Source organism: Leeuwenhoekiella parthenopeia, assembly GCF_020782115.1.
Classification (GTDB): Bacteria; Bacteroidota; Bacteroidia; order Flavobacteriales; family Flavobacteriaceae; genus Leeuwenhoekiella; species Leeuwenhoekiella parthenopeia.
Map to the genome: position 1 here is coordinate 29,238 of NZ_JAJGMW010000023.1, position 17,890 is coordinate 47,127.

The 17,890-nt window shown below is 42.6% G+C and carries 20 protein-coding genes; 16 read left to right on the forward strand and 4 right to left on the reverse strand.

Features of this window, described 5'->3' with window-relative positions:
* Nucleotide 1 precedes the first annotated feature (1 nt).
* Complete coding sequence (gene pyrE / locus LLW17_RS15140) at nucleotides 2-649, forward strand: orotate phosphoribosyltransferase (RefSeq protein ID WP_228231132.1); 648 nt, start codon at nucleotides 2-4, stop codon at nucleotides 647-649.
* A 26-nt stretch (nucleotides 650-675) separates the two neighbouring features.
* Nucleotides 676-1,068 (forward strand): SRPBCC family protein, encoded by a 393-nt coding sequence (locus LLW17_RS15145; RefSeq protein ID WP_228231133.1) that lies wholly within the window; start codon nucleotides 676-678, stop codon nucleotides 1,066-1,068.
* On the opposite strand, the gene LLW17_RS15150 is transcribed toward LLW17_RS15145, so the two are convergent.
* Nucleotides 1,069-1,797, reverse strand: coding sequence for a biotin--[acetyl-CoA-carboxylase] ligase (locus LLW17_RS15150; RefSeq protein ID WP_228231134.1), 729 nt, complete (start codon nucleotides 1,795-1,797; stop codon nucleotides 1,069-1,071).
* Nucleotides 1,798-1,880: 83 nt separating this feature from the next.
* Between LLW17_RS15150 and rsfS the strand changes: the two genes are divergently transcribed.
* The 6 genes from rsfS (at nucleotide 1,881) to LLW17_RS15180 (ending at nucleotide 6,693) form a co-directional block, all read left to right on the forward strand.
* A complete protein-coding gene (gene rsfS, locus LLW17_RS15155) occupies nucleotides 1,881-2,252 on the forward strand; it encodes a ribosome silencing factor (protein WP_228231135.1) in 372 nt (123 codons plus the stop codon).
* An 8-nt stretch (nucleotides 2,253-2,260) separates the two neighbouring features.
* Complete coding sequence (gene ftsH / locus LLW17_RS15160) at nucleotides 2,261-4,240, forward strand: ATP-dependent zinc metalloprotease FtsH (RefSeq protein ID WP_228231136.1); 1,980 nt, start codon at nucleotides 2,261-2,263, stop codon at nucleotides 4,238-4,240.
* A gap of 104 nt (nucleotides 4,241-4,344) precedes the next feature.
* A complete protein-coding gene (locus LLW17_RS15165) occupies nucleotides 4,345-4,959 on the forward strand; it encodes an LUD domain-containing protein (protein WP_228231137.1) in 615 nt (204 codons plus the stop codon).
* 1 nt (nucleotide 4,960) lies between these two features.
* A complete protein-coding gene (locus LLW17_RS15170; RefSeq protein ID WP_228231138.1) occupies nucleotides 4,961-5,764 on the forward strand; it encodes a phosphatidate cytidylyltransferase in 804 nt (267 codons plus the stop codon).
* Complete coding sequence (locus LLW17_RS15175) at nucleotides 5,754-6,410, forward strand: phosphatidylserine decarboxylase family protein (RefSeq protein WP_228231139.1); 657 nt, start codon at nucleotides 5,754-5,756, stop codon at nucleotides 6,408-6,410. The genes LLW17_RS15170 and LLW17_RS15175 overlap by 11 nt, the downstream gene beginning before the upstream one ends.
* 7 nt (nucleotides 6,411-6,417) lie before the next feature.
* A complete protein-coding gene (locus LLW17_RS15180; protein WP_228231140.1) occupies nucleotides 6,418-6,693 on the forward strand; it encodes an acyl-CoA-binding protein in 276 nt (91 codons plus the stop codon).
* 20 nt (nucleotides 6,694-6,713) lie between these two features.
* On the opposite strand, the gene LLW17_RS15185 is transcribed toward LLW17_RS15180, so the two are convergent.
* A complete protein-coding gene (locus tag LLW17_RS15185; protein ID WP_228231141.1) occupies nucleotides 6,714-9,347 on the reverse strand; it encodes a valine--tRNA ligase in 2,634 nt (877 codons plus the stop codon).
* Nucleotides 9,348-9,556: 209 nt separating this feature from the next.
* Between LLW17_RS15185 and LLW17_RS15190 the strand changes: the two genes are divergently transcribed.
* Entirely contained in the window at nucleotides 9,557-9,943 is a 387-nt protein-coding gene (locus LLW17_RS15190) for a DUF1573 domain-containing protein (RefSeq protein WP_228231142.1), read from the forward strand.
* Between the two features lie 50 nt (nucleotides 9,944-9,993).
* Here the strand turns inward: LLW17_RS15190 and LLW17_RS15195 are convergent, their stop codons facing one another.
* Nucleotides 9,994-11,367, reverse strand: coding sequence for an aspartyl protease family protein (locus LLW17_RS15195; RefSeq protein WP_228231143.1), 1,374 nt, complete (start codon nucleotides 11,365-11,367; stop codon nucleotides 9,994-9,996).
* 110 nt (nucleotides 11,368-11,477) lie between these two features.
* Between LLW17_RS15195 and LLW17_RS15200 the strand changes: the two genes are divergently transcribed.
* From LLW17_RS15200 to LLW17_RS15225, 6 genes are all read left to right on the forward strand, one after another.
* Complete coding sequence (locus LLW17_RS15200; RefSeq protein ID WP_228231144.1) at nucleotides 11,478-12,668, forward strand: pyridoxal phosphate-dependent aminotransferase; 1,191 nt, start codon at nucleotides 11,478-11,480, stop codon at nucleotides 12,666-12,668.
* Nucleotides 12,668-13,684 (forward strand): UDP-N-acetylmuramate dehydrogenase, encoded by a 1,017-nt coding sequence (gene murB, locus LLW17_RS15205; protein WP_228231145.1) that lies wholly within the window; start codon nucleotides 12,668-12,670, stop codon nucleotides 13,682-13,684. Before LLW17_RS15200 ends, murB begins: the two co-directional genes overlap by 1 nt.
* A gap of 88 nt (nucleotides 13,685-13,772) precedes the next feature.
* On the forward strand, nucleotides 13,773-13,973 hold the full coding sequence (locus tag LLW17_RS15210; protein ID WP_099644824.1) for a membrane or secreted protein: 201 nt from the start codon (nucleotides 13,773-13,775) through the stop codon (nucleotides 13,971-13,973).
* Nucleotides 13,974-13,985: 12 nt separating this feature from the next.
* Nucleotides 13,986-15,095, forward strand: coding sequence for a glycosyltransferase (locus LLW17_RS15215; RefSeq protein WP_228231146.1), 1,110 nt, complete (start codon nucleotides 13,986-13,988; stop codon nucleotides 15,093-15,095).
* A complete protein-coding gene (locus LLW17_RS15220) occupies nucleotides 15,092-15,643 on the forward strand; it encodes an RNA polymerase sigma factor (RefSeq protein ID WP_350355215.1) in 552 nt (183 codons plus the stop codon). The genes LLW17_RS15215 and LLW17_RS15220 overlap by 4 nt, the downstream gene beginning before the upstream one ends.
* A gap of 5 nt (nucleotides 15,644-15,648) precedes the next feature.
* A complete protein-coding gene (locus LLW17_RS15225; RefSeq protein ID WP_228231148.1) occupies nucleotides 15,649-16,860 on the forward strand; it encodes an NRAMP family divalent metal transporter in 1,212 nt (403 codons plus the stop codon).
* Here LLW17_RS15225 and LLW17_RS15230 read toward each other — a convergent pair.
* On the reverse strand, nucleotides 16,819-17,322 hold the full coding sequence (locus LLW17_RS15230) for an Lrp/AsnC family transcriptional regulator (protein ID WP_099644820.1): 504 nt from the start codon (nucleotides 17,320-17,322) through the stop codon (nucleotides 16,819-16,821). The genes LLW17_RS15225 and LLW17_RS15230 overlap by 42 nt on opposite strands.
* A 113-nt stretch (nucleotides 17,323-17,435) precedes the next feature.
* On the opposite strand from LLW17_RS15230, the gene LLW17_RS15235 reads away from it, so the two are divergent.
* Complete coding sequence (locus tag LLW17_RS15235) at nucleotides 17,436-17,819, forward strand: hypothetical protein (protein ID WP_099644819.1); 384 nt, start codon at nucleotides 17,436-17,438, stop codon at nucleotides 17,817-17,819.
* The last annotated feature ends 71 nt before the right edge of the window (nucleotides 17,820-17,890 follow it).

Genomic DNA, 17,890 nt, shown 5'->3' on the forward strand with positions numbered 1-17,890 from the left:
CATGATCTTAAAAAAAGAAACAGCTAAAAAAACAGCTGAGTTATTGCTGCAAATTAATGCAATAAAATTACAACCACAAAACCCATTCACTTGGGCCAGTGGCTGGAAATCTCCTATTTACTGCGACAACCGCATAACGCTATCCTATCCGCAAATACGCAATTACCTGCGGGAGAATATCGCTAACCAGATTGAATTGCTTTACGGCAAGCCCGACGTGATCGCCGGTGTAGCCACAGGAGCGATAGGAATCGGGATGCTGGTAGCCGATTTTTTAAACCTTCCGTTTGTGTACATCAGACCCGAAGCCAAAAAGCACGGCAGGCAAAATCAGATTGAAGGAAAGTTGGATCCCGTTCAAAGTGTAGTGGTGGTTGAAGACCTCATCAGCACCGGTAAAAGTTCGCTAATGGCTGTTGAAGCTTTAGAACAGGCCGAAGCCAATGTAAAAGGAATGCTGGCCATTTTCACTTACGGTTTTGATATTTCAAAACAAAACTTTGAAAAAAAAGGTATCGATTTACACACCTTGAGTGATTATGATCATTTGCTCGAACAAGCAATGGATACCCGCTACATTTCTGAAAAAGAAAAGCTAACCTTGCAAACCTGGCGACTGGATCCTGAAAACTGGAATGCAGCCAACTAACAAAACACTAAACATATACTCCCATTATGCACTTAGAAAGCCCTAAAAAGACGATTTCTAAAAGCCCCGAAGAAGTTTTTAATTTTCTGACAGACGTACAAAATTACCGTAAGCTGATGCCTGAGAGCATCAGCAAATTTGAAATCTTAAGCGAAAAACGCTTTCTTTTTGCTCTTAAAGGAATGCCGGAAATCGTACTGGAGCTAAAAAACACAGTACCTTTTAACAAAGTAGTCCTGGGCGCTGCCAGTGATAAATTACCCTTTACACTTACTGCCAATATCAAAGAACTTCCTGAAAACACCAGCGAAGCTCAGTTTGAGTTTGAGGGGGAGTTCAATGCGATGATGTCTATGATGATCAAAGGCCCAATTACCAAATTCATACAGACTCTTAGTGAAAACCTGCAAAATATTTAATTAGTACAGCAGTTTTATTTCCTTTAGGTCAAATTCTCTTGAAAGCTCGTCCTCCAGTTGAAGGATGAGCTTTCCATTTTTAGAAACCCCGCTAATAATGCCGGTTAGCAGTTCCCCTTCGGGCAGTTGAAAGGTTGACACTTTATTTCTGCGAAAAAGTCGCTGCTCATAACTCTTATGAAGACCGGTAAAGTCAAACTCTTCTACCCGTTTGGCATAGGTATAAAAAGCTTCTAAAAACCGGTTTAAAACCTCTTCCAGATCGTGTATTTTGCCGGTTTGATTCACCAGAGAAGTGGCACGTGGCGCTTCCTGAAATACTTTTTGATTAACATTTAAACCTACCCCGAGAATAACGCCATACAGACCGTCCCGAAGGACAGTTTCAATTAAAATGCCGCAGATCTTTTGATTGCCTGCCAATATGTCGTTTGGCCATTTTACAGATAGCTGCCTTACGCCAAAATGCTTTAGCGTGTCAACAACCATTAGGGAAGCTGCCATGGTCATATAAAAAGTGCGGTCTGCCCTAAAGCCCTCAACCCTTTTAAACACGCTAAAGGTTAGGTTTTTACCGGGCTCAGATTCCCAGCTGGCACCACGCTGTCCACGACCTTCCAGTTGGGTATGCGTTACTACCAAAATATCCTCTTTAGAGTCAAGCTCCCGCGCGTATTCCTTTAAATAGGTATTGGTAGAGGTTGTGGCATTAAGTTTGACTATATGCATAGCATAGCTTACGGCTGAAATGTTAGTACAATAAGGGGTATCAAACAAAATTGTAATAACTTTGCCAGACTAAAAAAGATTTAATGACAAAAAAAGAAGTAAGTACAGATCTACTGATAACGACTATTCTGGAAGGGATTGAAGAAGTAAAAGGTCAACATATTGATTTATTGGACCTACGGGAAATAGAGAATATGGTTTGTGATTACTTTATTATCTGTGATGGTACTTCTAATACTCAGGTTACAGCTATCGCTAATTCCATTCAAAAAACTGTAAGCAAGAAACTCAAAGATAAACCCTGGCATGTGGAAGGATTGCAGAATGCAGAATGGGTCCTAATGGATTATGTAAATGTTGTGGTACACGTGTTTCAAAAGCATACCCGTGAATACTATGATATTGAAAGTCTTTGGGGTGATGCTAAAGTAACATCAATCGAATCAAATTATTAATAACTATAATGGCAGAAAAATCAAAAAAGCCCGTCCCAAATAAACCCAAATTTAGCGCCTGGTGGATTTACACCGCTATCATACTTGTTTTTCTCGGCCTCAATTTCTTCAGCAGTGGTTCTGATTACGGAAACCCAAAAGAAATCCTTGAAAATCAATTACTCACATACGCTGAAAGTGGTGACATTAAGCAAATAGATATCAGCAAATCAAAAGGTGTTGCCTACATCTACCTTACCGATGAAGCTAAGGGTAAGGAAGTACATTCAAGACCTAGTGATTCCGGTTTATCGCTACTAAACTCCGAAGGAGGTGCCAGCTATATTTTTCGCTACGGAACTCTGGAGAATTTTGAGAATGAATTGAAAGAGATAAAGTCTACTCAGGACTTTAATGTCAAATATCTGGAAGCAGATAACACGATGTTTAGCGATATCCTGATCACCTTGTTACCCATTGCTATAATTATAGGCATCTGGATTTTTATCATGCGCCGTATGTCTTCGGGAGGAGCAGGTGGTGCAGGCGGACAGATTTTCAATATTGGAAAATCTAAAGCCAAGCTCTTTGATGAAAAGACCGATGTAAAAACTTCTTTTAAAGATGTTGCCGGTTTAGAAGGTGCTAAAGAAGAAGTTCAGGAGATCGTAGACTTCCTTAAAAACCCGGAAAAATACACCAATCTTGGAGGTAAAATTCCCAAAGGAGCCCTGCTTGTAGGCCCTCCCGGAACCGGTAAAACCTTATTGGCCAAAGCTGTGGCCGGCGAAGCAAAAGTGCCTTTCTTCTCGTTGTCAGGTTCTGACTTTGTGGAAATGTTTGTAGGTGTGGGGGCTTCACGAGTCCGTGATTTATTTAAACAGGCCAAAGAAAAATCTCCGGCAATTATTTTTATTGACGAGATAGATGCGATAGGTCGTGCCCGCGGTAAAGCTAATTTTAGTGGTTCTAACGACGAGCGTGAGAATACCTTAAACCAACTTCTTACCGAGATGGATGGTTTTGGAACTAACACAAATGTTATTGTTCTTGCGGCCACAAACCGGGCTGACGTACTGGATACCGCGCTTATGCGTGCAGGTCGTTTTGACCGCCAGATTTACGTAGATCTACCGGATGTTAGAGAACGTAGGGAAATATTTGAAGTGCATCTACGCCCGCTTAAAAAAGTTGCAGATGAACTCGACACCGAGTTTATGGCCAAGCAAACCCCGGGCTTCTCTGGTGCTGATATTGCTAACGTATGTAATGAAGCTGCTCTTATTGCTGCAAGACAGGGTAAAAGTGCAGTAGGAAGACAGGACTTTCTGGATGCAGTAGACCGCATCGTGGGTGGTCTTGAGAAGAAAAATAAAATCATCACTCCAGACGAGAAAAGAGCAATTGCCTATCACGAAGCCGGTCACGCAACTGTTTCCTGGATGTTAGAGCACGCAGCTCCGCTTGTAAAAGTAACTATCGTTCCGCGTGGCAGATCTCTGGGTGCTGCCTGGTATTTACCGGAAGAGCGACTTATCGTACGACCAGAGCAGATGCTTGATGAAATGTGCGCCGCGATGGGTGGTAGAGCTGCAGAGAAAGTGACCTTCGACAAGATTTCTACAGGTGCTCTCAGCGATTTGGAGAAAGTAACCAAACAAGCCCGTATGATGGTAACCATTTACGGTCTTAATGACAAAATAGGTAACCTTACCTATTACGATTCTTCAGGTCAAAGTGAGTACAATTTCAGTAAACCGTATAGTGAGAAAACAGCTGAATTGATCGATAAAGAAATTTCTTCTATAATTGAAGAGCAATATCAGCGAGCTATAAAAATACTTGAGGATAATAAAGATAAGCTCAACGAACTCGCAGAAGTACTGCTTGATAAAGAGGTGATTTTCAAAGATAACCTTGAAAAGATATTCGGAAAGCGACCTTTTGACAAGCCGGAAATCGGAAAAGAGACCGAAGAGTCTGAAAATACGATTGTTGAGGAAAATTAATTTTCCTTGAGGTCATCAAGATATAAATCTTAACTTAACGCTATGTTGAGTTAAGATTTTTTATATTTGATTAAATCCTAAATTTGTAGCACAGCCACTCATTTATGAGTATTCTTAAAAAGCTTTTTCAGCCCAAAAAACCAACTGGCACTGATACCCCTAAACTAACGGGGACAGAGCGCGGTAAATATATGCCAGATATTACCGCACCGGCAGATGAGCGCTTCACCAAGCATTTTATCTTAAACGGAGGAAAATTTTTGTATTGCACAGATATGGATGAAGTGCACGAAAGTTTTGACAATATTTTGCTCGAAAATGACTGGTATGAGCAGGAAGTTTATTGCCTGGATCCCAAACTGGAAAAACTGTTTGACGGGTACAACCTCAAATTTACAACGGATAAAGAATCTAGTTTTTTGCTTTCGGTTTGTGAAAATCTTATAGCCGATGATGGAAGTCTACTTATTTCTTCCAATCAGATTAAAGAGAAAAAGCTAAAAGAGCTCCCTCAAAATTTTGTGATTTTTGCCACCACAAGCCAAATCGTAAACAGTATCGGCGAGGGCTTGCGCGGTATTAAAAAGAAAAACACCGGTCAAATTCCTACAAATATTACTACGATCAAGAATTTTGAACCTAAAGAAGGGGCTAAAGATTTTATGTCCTATGGAAGTAGCGCAAAAAATCTCTATCTGCTGCTTTTAGAAGATTTGTAGTATGCGTGAACTTTCGATACGTGCACTTTCAGGCTTACTATATGTGGTAATCCTTCTGTTTTCCATTTTCTATTCTGAAAAATGGTACATTCTTATGTTCCTGCTTTTTGGAATCATCACCTTAAGGGAGTTTTTAAGACTTATAGGCTTTCAGTTTTGGTACACCTATCTCATACTTATAGGCTTTATACTATTTTTCAGTTATTACAAGGTCTCTTATCTCGCAACACTTCTGCTTCTGGGAATTACTGTGGTTACAGGCCTTTACCTTATGAAAAACCTCTTCAGTGAAAAAATAAGAAGGTATGGGAAGCTTCAAAAATTACACATTACCGTGTTTTACATCATTGCCAGTTTTGTGTTTTTAACCCTGCTTCCTTCTCACGGCAAGACCTTTTCACCTTACACGGTGGCAGGATTATTTATCCTGATCTGGACCAACGACACCTTTGCGTATATTGTAGGCAAAAGCTTTGGCAGACACAAACTCTTCCCAAGTATTTCTCCTAAAAAAACTATTGAAGGCTTTTTTGGCGGACTCGTTTTTGCCTGTCTTGCCAGTTATTTTATTCATAAGTTCACAGGAAAACTTAACTTTAACATCTGGTTGTCGCTTGCAATTGTAATGAGCACATTAGGCACATTTGGCGACCTGATCGAGTCAAAACTAAAGCGGGAAGCCGGAGTAAAGGACAGCGGGACGCTGATGCCCGGCCACGGCGGCCTCTATGACCGGCTAGACAGTATTCTGTTTGCCAGCCCTTTTATTTATTTGGTTTTAATAGTATTTGAATATGTTTCATAAAGAAGGTTATACCATTATCACGATTACACTGCTTATTGTTATTGCAGGTGTTTTGGCTACGCATACCTGGGTTTCACCGGAATGGCTGCAGTATTTGTGTTATGCCGCACTTTTGATTTTATTGGTTTTAATCCTTCAGTTTTTTAGAAACCCCGGTCGAAAATCAAGCGGAAACCTCAATGAGATTGTTTCACCCGTAGACGGAAAGGTTGTGGTGATCGAAGAGGTTTTTGAAAAAGAATACTTTAAAGAAAAACGCCTGCAGGTGTCTATCTTTATGTCGCCTATAAACGTGCATGTAACCCGATATCCGGTAAGCGGAGCTGTTGTTTTTAGCAAATACCATCCCGGAAAATACCTTGTTGCCTGGCATCCGAAAGCCTCTGAAGAGAATGAGCGCACCACAGTAGTGGTTCGCAGTACTTCGTTTGGAGATATTCTATATCGTCAGATCGCAGGTGCTTTGGCCAAACGTATCGTAAATTATGCCAAGGAAGGTGATAGCGCCGAACAAGGCGCAGATAGCGGTTTTATTAAGTTCGGGTCCAGAGTAGATCTTTTTTTACCTGTTGGAACTCCTCTTGCGGTTAAACTCAACCAAAAAGTAAAAGGAGCTGAAAGCATCATTGCAACCCGTGAAAACTAATTGTGTTTTGAGCAAAAAAGAAGCATTAGATAAGGCTTTTCAGGAAGCTGCACACCGTGCGAGCAACACAAACATTGCATTGCCACAGGATATACAATTACTCCTCTATGCCTATTATAAAAAGGGGAATAGCGAAAATACAACGCTCAACGCTGGAAACATTAAAGAAAACGACCTGCGCAGTGCGTTTAAATACAACGCACTCATTCAGCTTAAAGGGCTTTCTACCAAAGAAGCAAAGAAGGAATATATCAAACTGGTAGATAAATACATTCCCTCTTAAATCTTCAAAGACTCGTGTCTCTAGCTTAAAGCAGCGAGCCGCTTTTCTAAAGCATCTATTTTAGCCTGCGCGTCAGCCTGCTTTTGGCGCTCTAAGGCCACTACCTGCTCAGGTGCATTATTTACAAACCGCTCATTAGATAGCTTTTTAGCAACCGAATTGATAAAGCCCTGCGTATAGGCAAGCTCTTCCTTGATTTTAGCAATCTCTGCATCAATGTCAATCGCTCCGGTTAGCGGAATGAAATACTCATTCGCTTTTACCCGGAAAGACAACGCACCTTCAACGGGTGATTCTGTTGTTTTTAGTACCGAAAGATTACCCAGTTTTTTAATGATCGCATCAAAGTCAGCCGAAAAACCTTCGGTATTGAGCACGTGTAGCTCCAGCTCTTCTTTAAAGGAAATATTCTTATCCTTTCGAATAGCACGAACTCCGGTAATAACCTGAGTTGCCAGTTCAAAGTCTTCAAGCATCGCAAGGTTTGGCTTCGCGATAGCAGGCCATTCGTTAACGATTAGAGCTTCTTCGGGAGTACGATCTGCAATAGTTTGCCAGATTTCTTCCGAAGCAAATGGCGTAAACGGGTGCAGTATGCGTAGATTATCTTCCAGAGCTGCAATTACCGCATCGTAGGTCTTTCTGTCAATTGGTTTTTGATATTCCGGCTTTACAATCTCGAGCAACCAGCTGCAGAAATCGTCCCAAACCAATTTATAGGTTACCATCAAGGCATCGCTGATTCGGTATTTACTAAAATGATCTTCAATCTCTTCGGTAGCCTGCTTAAAACGCTCGGAGTACCATTCCAGACCTTTTTTACTGGCCTCAGGTTGCTCTGCGCCTGCATCAACTTCCCAACCTTTGATAAGCCTGAAAGCATTCCAGATTTTATTGATAAAGCCTTTACCCTGCTTGCACAAATCTTCATCAAAGAGCAAATCGTTACCGGCAGAAGTGCTTAGCAACAAACCTACCCGTACACCATCTGCACCGTAATCATCAATCAGCTTCATCGCATCAGGTGAATTACCAAGCGATTTTGACATTTTACGCCGCTCGGCATCACGCACGAGCCCCGTGAGATAAACATTCGTAAAAGGTTGCTTTCCGGTATATTCATAACCCGCCATAATCATACGCGCCACCCAGAAAAACAGTATATCAGGACCGGTTACCAGGTCATTGGTAGGATAATAATATTGAAAATCGGCATTATCAGGATTTGCGATTCCGTCAAACACACTCATAGGCCATAACCATGAAGAAAACCAGGTATCGAGTGCATCCTCATCCTGCTTTAAATCGGCTTCGGTCAGATTGTTGTTTCCGGTTTTCGCTTTCGCGGAAGCTAAAGCTTCCTCCATATTTTTAGCAACAACAAAATCCTCTTTTCCGTCTCCAAAATAATACGCCGGGATTTGCTGCCCCCACCAAAGCTGACGGGAAATATTCCAGTCGCGGATGTTTTCCATCCAGTGGCGGTAGGTGTTTTCAAACTTCTTAGGAAAAAGGTTTACCTCATCGCTATCGAGAACAGCTTTGATCGCAGGCTCGGCCAGATCTTTCATCTTCACAAACCACTGATCTGAAAGTTTAGGCTCTATAACCGCCTTGGTGCGCTCTGAAGTCCCTACTTTATTCAGGTGACTTTCGGTCTTTACCAAAGCACCTAGCTCTTCCAATTCTTTTACAATTTCTTCTCGAACTATGAAGCGGTCTTTGCCCTGATAGTGCAGGCCAAAGGAGTTTAGCGTGGCGTCATCGTTAAAAATATCAACCACGTCAAGCTTATGCTTATCGCCAAGCATTTTGTCATTCTCATCGTGTGCAGGTGTAACTTTCAGGCAACCGGTACCGAATTCCAGGTCTACATACTCATCTTCAATAATAGGAACTACGCGGTTTACCACGGGCACAATGGCCTTTTTACCTTTTAAATGCGTAAAACGCTCGTCATTGGGATTGATGCAGATTGCGGTATCCCCAAAAATAGTTTCGGGACGCGTGGTGGCTATTACCAAATGCTCGTCACTGCCTTCCAACTTGTAATTGATATAATACAGCTTGCCCTGACGCTCCTCATAAATCACCTCTTCGTCAGAAAGTGTGGTTTTAGCTTCAGGATCCCAATTTACCATACGATGGCCACGGTAGATCAGGCCTTTATTATACAAATCAATAAAACACTGAATCACACTCGCTGACATGGTGTCATCCATGGTAAAACGCAGACGTTCCCAATCACACGAAGCTCCCAGCTTTTTAAGCTGCTCTAAAATGGTTCCACCGTATTTATCGGTCCATTCCCAGGCGTGTTTTAAGAATTCTTCCCGGGTAAGGTCGGCTTTATTGATTCCTTCAGCCTTGAGTTTAGCCACTACTTTAGCTTCGGTTGCGATAGACGCGTGGTCTGTTCCCGGCACCCAGCAGGCATTAAATCCCTTGAGGCGCGCTCTTCGGATTAAAACATCCTGAATGGTATTATTCAGCATATGCCCCATATGTAAAATTCCGGTTACGTTAGGCGGTGGAATTACAATTGTGTAGGGTTCTTTATCATTGGGTTCAGAATGAAAGTAGTTGTGCTGCATCCAGTAGTCATACCACTTCTGCTCTACTTCTTTTGAACTATATTGTGCCGCTAATGCCATCTTGGTCTGATTTTTGTCTTTAAGTGGGCAAAAATACTCATATACAAAGTATTTTTAAAAGAACGAGAGCATTAAAAAAAGACTTATTCTGAGCCGGTTTATGAGGAAGTTGAAGGATTTAAAGACTTCCATTAAGCATGAAAAAGAGGCAACTCTTTGCAAAGACCACAGATTAAGTTTAATTTTAGACTCTAATAACACTTAGAATTATGAAAAAAATTGTTTTACTACTTGCCGTTGGTTTGATGACATTAGGCCTTCAGGCTCAGGAGAAAAAAGCAGCCATCACATTTGAAACAGATGTTATTGATTATGGTGATGTCGTGCACGGCTCAGATGGTGAACGCGAGTTTAAGTTCACCAACACCGGAGATGCTCCTTTGGTTATTTCAAAAGCCTATTCCACTTGTGGCTGCACAGTACCAAGTCCTCCAAAAGACCCGATAGCTCCAGGAGAAAGCGGAGTCATTAAAGTGAAGTATGACACCAGTCGCGCAGCGGGACCTATTCGCAAAACGATAACGGTTTATACTAATGCTTCTGCAGAACCGTACACCCTTAAAATTAAAGGAAACCTGCTTCCGGCAGATAATTAAACCTTACACCTTATACTATACCAAAGCGGCTCAATGAGCCGCTTTTTTGTTTATTCTAAAATCTTTCTCAACCTCAGCTTGCAATTAAACACCATCCCGTTTCGGTCTACCTGAAGCTTCAAAACCGAACCTTCATCCCTGTAAAAATATCGGGTGATTTCTTCAAGCTTGAGATTAGCAACTGCCCTTCCGTTTACTTTAATAAGCTTATCACCCACGCTCAAACCCGCTTCCGCCCCGGGAGAATCTTCGCGAATAGCCGCGATTTCATAATTCGGTTTTAATTTAAACTGCGGAAACTGAACCATGTTGGTTTCCAAAAAGATACTATTTCGGGACGCATCGCTACTCCAGGCTCCTTTCGAAGCTTCGGTCATGTTCTGCTCTTTAGAAATTCGATAATCTAAATGGGTCACCAATTCAAAACCGGTATGCTGCACTACAAGACCACTACGATCATACCTAAAAGGCTCATCAAAAAAACGATTCTTTTGCAGATACATCAGCTGATTTTTATAGTCAAATACCACCTTGAAGCGTTTCAGGATTTCCGAACCCAGACTCCCGTTTCTGAAATTCACTCCGCGCAAATAATTTAATGATGTGGTATCGGGGTAAGCCACATTGACTTCGTTTAGCGTATAATCACCGAGCTCAAGCCGGGGTAAACGGGAGCGGTAACCGGTAACTTCACCACTTAGGCCTAAACCCAGATGATCTTTGAATGCGTTTTCAGAAACCTGAATTCCCTTTTGCTCATTTTCAAATAGCCATAAGGCATCACCACTACCCGAATCTAGCAACAGTTTTGTAGCGATCTCCGCATCATTTTCGCCCAAAATTTCAAGGTCGATGTAGGGTTTGCCTGCAATCAGCTCTAAGGCCACTGCAGAATCAGAGCGGTATCGCGAAGATTTAAAATGGTCCGGATCGTGCAACTTCACATATTCCCGCTGATAATCTACCTCAACTACAAAATCCTTAAGGAGTTCGTAGCCTATAATTCCGTGAACAGCAAATCCCAGTCTGGGCGAAAAATTAGTCTCGCTATCGGGGATGTAATAGACAATCTGGTCAATCGCCGTAGACTCGCCAATGCTGATGATGTTGTGGGTAGATTTTATGGCTTCGGTAGGCTCGCCATCGCCTGCACCGGTAAGCCATACGGTAGATTGGTTATTCAGCTTGAGATCCTCATCAGAATCAATCCCAAACAAAATTGTAGAACGCACGCCGGTATCTAAAAGAAACGAAAGCTCAACACCGTTTACCGTAATGGGTATTATAACCAGATTATTGACAACATCTGCCTTTATTTTTAAGCGCTTCGCTCCTTCGGGCAATTGAAAAGTTCCCTGCCCAAACGCCTCTTTTCCTATTAAAAATGTAAATAATACAGCTAAAAAACACACAAACCTCACCATAACACGCTCTTTTGTATGAATTTACCATTTTTAGATGATAATTTTAAGCTCCTGTTTCAAATTATTTTCTCGTTTATAATTCGCAAATTTGCAACCTAAAGAAAAAGAACATGCCACAGTTATCTCAAAAGGGGCAGGATATGCCTCAATCGCCTATACGCAAATTGGTGCCTTATGCCGAAGCTGCAGAAGCCAGAGGCATTCAAATACACCAACTAAATATTGGCCAGCCCGATATTAAGACCCCAAAGCATGCCCTTGACGCCGTAAAAAATGCGGATATTGAAGTTTTGTCTTACAGTCATTCTGCAGGCTTTTTGAGCTATCGCGAAAAACTTGCCGCATACTATGGCAAGCAGGGCATTGAGATCACTGCAAATGACATCATCGTATCTACCGGTGGCTCTGAAGCTTTGCTTTTTGCAATGGGAAGCATTACAGATCCCGGAGATGAGATCATCATCCCCGAACCTTTTTACGCAAACTATAATGGCTTTGCCACAGCTTCGGGTGTGACTGTGAAACCGGTAATTTCTTCTTTTGAAAGCGGATTTGCTTTACCAGCTATCGCCGAATTTGAAAAAGAAATCACTCCAAAAACCAAAGCAATTGTGATTTGCAACCCCGGCAATCCTACCGGCTACCTGTACAGCAAAGAGGAACTTGACCAACTTTCTGAACTGGTTAAAAAACATGATCTTTTTCTGATTGCAGACGAGGTGTATCGCGAGTTTGCTTATGACGGTTTACAGCATAATTCGGTATTGAACCAGCGCGAAATTGATGAACACACGATTATGATCGATTCGGTTTCTAAGCGGTTTTCGATGTGTGGTGCCCGTATAGGCTGCCTGGTGAGCCGTAATAAAGCGTTTATGGCTACAGCGATGAAATTTGCACAGGCGCGTTTGAGTCCGCCAACACTTGCTCAAATTGCGAGTGAAGCCGCTTTAGACACACCACAATCTTATTTTGACGAGGTTATTTCAGAATATGTAGACCGTAGAGATACGCTTGTTGCCGGTCTTGAGGCTATTCCGGGCGTGCGCGTTGCAAAACCTAAAGGTGCTTTTTACTGTATTGCGGAGTTACCGGTCAAAAATTCAGATGATTTTGCGCAGTGGTTACTAGAATCTTTTGAACACAATAAAAAAACCGTGATGGTTGCTCCTGCTGCCGGTTTTTATTCGACACCCGGCGAAGGCCTTAACCAGGTACGTATCGCTTATGTATTGAAAAAGGAAGATCTAATCGAAGCAGTTGCCTTATTGAAGGAAGCCCTTAGTCTGTACAACGATTAATGGTCCTGCAACACCAGTTTTCACTAAAAGAACACAATACCTTTGGCATCCCCGCAAAGGCGGAAGCTTTTATTGCGGTAACTTCTAAAGAAGAGCTCAAGGAAGCGCTAAGTCATTCTGACTACCCAGATCCTTTTATCTTAGGCGGCGGAAGCAATATGCTGCTTAAAAAAGATATAGACGGTCTGGTGGTTCACGTGGCCCTTAAGGGAATTGAGCTTGTCAAAGAAACCGAAGAGGAGGTTTGGGTTCAGGTTGCTGCGGGTGAAAACTGGCATCAATTTGTGATGTACTGTGTGGAGCACGGCTATGGCGGTGTGGAAAATTTGGCGCTTATTCCCGGTAATACCGGTACCGCACCCGTGCAAAACATAGGTGCCTACGGGGTTGAGCTGAAAGATGTCTTTTATAAATGCACAGTTATAGACCGAAAAAATCTGGAAGAACGCAGCTTTTCACTAGCTGAATGTAATTTTGGGTACCGCGAATCGGTGTTTAAAAATGAACTGAAAGATCGTTTTGTGATTACCTCGGTGACGTTTAAGTTGACCAAAGCCAATCACAAGCTTCATACCGAATACGGCGCCATTCAGGAAACGCTGGAAGCAAAAGGAATCGAGAATCCGGGAATCGCAGATATCGCAGATGCCGTGATCGCCATTCGCTCGTCAAAACTACCTGATCCTAAAGAACTGGGTAATAGTGGTAGCTTTTTCAAGAATCCTATCATTTCGCGGGAACAATTTGAAAATTTACAAGAAAAGTTTCCACAAATGCCACATTATCCCGTATCGGAAACAACCGTAAAAGTGCCGGCAGGCTGGCTTATAGAGCAGGCCGGCTTTAAGGGAAAACGCTTTGGCGACGCAGGGGTACACAAAAATCAGGCTCTGGTTTTGGTTAACTACGGCAATGCCACGGGTGCCGAAATCTGGGAGCTGGCACTTCAAGTTAAAGAACAGGTGCAGCAGCAGTTTGGTATTACCATAGATCCCGAAGTAAACATCATCGAATAAGTGTTACCGCTATTTTAACGCACAGCTAAACAGCGTATTCTTTGCGCTTCAGCTCGTCAGTTCGTATCTTTGCATCAAATTTTACAGTATGAAACTTCTATTAATCACACTTGTACTACTAGGTCTTGCTTTTGCCGGGATTGCTATAAAAATCTGGGCTAAAAAAGACGGAAAGTTTGCAGGCACCTGTGCCAGCCAAAATCCCTACCTCAATAAATCTGGTGAGGCTTGCGGGATGTGTGGTAAAATGCCCGATGAGATTGGCGATTGCTCTACTCCAAAAGCTTAACACAGGCTTCTTTTGAGCGCGCTGCCCGATGTGTTGGTTCTGCTTTTGGCAGGTTTCACATTACTCAATTGCGCGTATTACCTCTATTTTTCCCGTTTTTGGATTTTTTCTAAGGAATCAAAAACCAAAAGTTCCAAATCTGATTCCGGCGTAAGTATAATCAGCTGCGTTAAAAACGAGGCGCCAAATCTTCCGGTGTTACTGGAGTGCCTTGCAAAGCAAAATTATCCCGTATTTGAAATCATTTTCGTCAACGACCACAGCACAGACGACAGCCTTGATATTCTGAATGCTTTCGCTTTGCGAAACCCGAATATTCAGATTATCAATCTTGATTCAACATCAGGTAAAAAAGCCGGAATCACTCGGGCTGTACATAAAGCTAAATACGACAAGCTTCTGCTTATAGATGCCGATTGCATCCCGACTTCCCCAGACTGGCTAAGCTTAATGACCGAAAAATTTACCAAGCAAAAGCAGATCGTTTTAGGCTATGGTGGCTATAGAACGTACAAAAGGTCTGTGCTCAACACCCTCATCCGGTTTGAAACCCTTTTTACAGCGATGCAATATTTTGCCTACGCGAAAGCAAAAAATGCTTATATGGGCGTTGGCCGCAACCTGGCGTACACCACAGAACTCTTTAACCGGGCGGAAGGTTTTAAAAAGCATCTGTACCACAAGGCCGGGGACGACGATTTGTTCGTAAACCAAAATGCCACACGGGAGAACGTTGCCATTTGTTTAAACCCCGATGCATTTACGCGTTCTGAACCCGAAAAAAGCTGGAAATCCTGGTTTATTCAAAAGCGAAGGCACATTGGTGTTTCGCATCTGTATAAACCGAAGCACCAGCTGCAGTTGGGCTTATTTTATATCTCGCAATTGGCATTTTACTCTCTGGCAATAGCGTCATTACCTGTAGGGTATGGGTCTATTGCCCTGCCTGTTTTGTTAATTTTTAGGGAGCTTTTGGTATTGCGTGTAATAGTTAAAGTCAGCATCCGACTCAAAGAACGAAATTTAGCTTTGTATACACTTATTCTTGAGCCTTTTATGATAAGCGTGCAAATGCTTATTTTTATAAGTAATATTGTAGTAAAACCCCGGCGTTGGAATTGAATAAACCTCTTTTAGATCAAAAAATCACGGAAGCACAGTGCGGAAATCAGGCAGCCTACAACTACCTGCTTAACTCGCATTGGAATCTGGTTTACAACTTTCAGCTGGCGCGCACTCAGGACGATTTTAAAGCTGAAGAAATAACCATTCAGACGTTTTCAAAGGCCTTTAATCAGCTGCACACCTACGACAGCAGTTATCAGTTTGGCACATGGCTCATTACGATTTCTAAAAATCTTCAGATCGATTTATTCCGAAAAGAGCAAAGCAGACAGCGGCATCTGGAAAAAGACAATCAGCTCAATAAAGTAATTGACGAAAACCCAACCGCCGAAGACGCGCTGATTACCGAGCAAAACCTCTCTGAATTGCAAACCCTGATAAAAAAATTGAAACCGCATTATCAGGAAATGATCAATTTGCGCTATTTTCAGGAAATGAGTTATAAAGAGATGGCGCAGAAACTTGACGAACCTTTGGGCAACGTCAAGGTAAAACTCCTGCGGGCAAGACGTCTGCTTTCAGACTCGATCAAGAAAAATCAATAACACGTATGAAAAACCTGCTCAGGCAGTTGGGACCCGGTCTTTTATTTGCCGGGGCGGCAATAGGCGTCTCGCATTTGGTACAGTCTACCCGGGCCGGTGCCGACTATGGTTTGGGTCTGTTATGGGCTTTGGTACTCATACACCTCATAAAATATCCGTTTTTTCAGTTTGGCCCACGTTACGCAGCTGCCACCGGCACCAGTTTGCTTGAGGGTTATCTAAAGCTGGGTAAGCCGTTATTGGTGCTTTATTTCATCATCAATTTGCTCACGATGTTTACCATTCAAACAGCGGTAACCATTGTGACCGCAGGTATTGCGACCTATATCTTCGGGATGGACTGGAGCATTACCACCTGGTCTCTCATTGTCACCGCCTGTTGTGCGGCTATCTTACTAGTAGGCCGGTATTCTTTTTTAGACAAACTGATGAAGGTGATTGTAATCACACTTACAATAAGTACTCTAGCTGCGGTTCTAATTGCCGGTTTTGAACCCCATCAGCCCGTATCTTTCGAGCAAATCATCCCCACAGACACTATTGGAATCGCTTTTTTAATCGCCTTTATGGGCTGGATGCCTGCGCCGCTCGATATTTCGATCTGGCATTCGCTTTGGTCTCTAGAGAAAGCCAAAGAAGATAAAATCACCCGCAAATCGGCCGTGTTTGATTTCAATATCGGTTTTTTGGGAACCATTATTGTTGGCGCCTGCTTTATAAGCCTTGGAGCCCTTATTATGAACAATTCGGGCGAATCATTTAGCGCCAGCGGCGGAGCATTTGCCAAACAGCTTATTGATATGTACACCAGCAGTCTCGGCAATTGGGCGTTTTACATCATAGGCCTGGCAGCGCTTACCACCATGTTCAGCACTACGCTGACCACGCTTGACGCATCGCCCCGGGCGATGAATAAAACCCTCGAGTTGCTTACAGGCAAAATACAAAAACGGGGTTATGCGGCCTGGATGCTCGTTTTGATCTCCGGTACCGTTTGTATTTTGTTCTTTTTAACCAGCGAAATGGGCAGACTGGTGGAGATTGCTACCATTCTTTCATTTTTAACCGCTCCCTTTTTTGCGATTGCAAACTACTTTGCCATGAATTCTAAAGATGTCGCCGAAGAAGATCGCCCCAGCACCGCACTTAAAATTGCCAGCTGGGCAGGTATTGTATTATTGGTTGCCTTTGGGATTTGGTATTTGAGCACTCTTTAACTTCAGCTTTTCGCGATCTTCCCTGCGGGTGCGTATGGGCGCATTTTCAATCACGGTAGACAACACAATGTGCGTTTTGGTTTCACCATACGTGATGAGCTTGTCTATAAATTCTTCCAGATGAAACTGGTCAAACAGCACCACTTCCATAAAAATATTTTCATTACCCGTGATGCGATAACAATTGAGCACTTCTGTAAAGTCGTGCACTTTCTCTAAAAAGGGTTTAAGCCTACCCATAAAAGCGCGCAGGGTAATGATGGCTTTAAGCTGATGTCCCGAACCTATGTGCGAAACTTCGGCTTTATAGCCAATTAAAACCCCTGCATCTTCCATTTTACGAATGCGTTCTGCAACAGCCGGTGACGTAACTCCCACTTCGCGGCTTATCGCACTTACCGACATACGCGCATTGCGCTGCAAGATTTGCAGTATTTTCCAATTTGTGGCGTCTATTTGCATTTTAAATAAAAAAGCGTTTTTACTTTAAATCTTAAAGTAAATGTACGCCTAAAATTTAATTACTACATACAAAACTCTGTGAATTCAGGTAAATTTGAGTGAGTTTTAAAATTATGAGATACACTCCGTTAAATAGTAAACTGTACAACCAGGCACAGGAAATTCTGAAGCTATCGCGCTCTATTTCAAGCTATCTGGTTTACGATTTAGCTCCGTTGCAAAGCAATGGAAGCGAGAATCCGTACGTCTACTTTTCCGGAGATATCGTTCGGGACTCAGACTCTCTGGCACCCGAAATATTGAAAGCCGAAAGTCAGGTTTTTCAGGATGACCGCCTGCGTTACGCAGCCTCTCTAGAGCGGCTTACAGCACGCCTCTACAGCACATGCGAGCGCCTGGAGCGTGCCGAAAGCAACGGTAAAGATTTTCTCAACATCCTTAGAATCGAGTTGCGCAAATTCCGCAGACTGCAGCGCAAGTGGATGATGACGCTATAAAGCAGGATTCCTTTTTATTTTTCCACGCCCGCCTCTGTCTATTCCTTAAGAAAACCCTATTTTAGGGATAC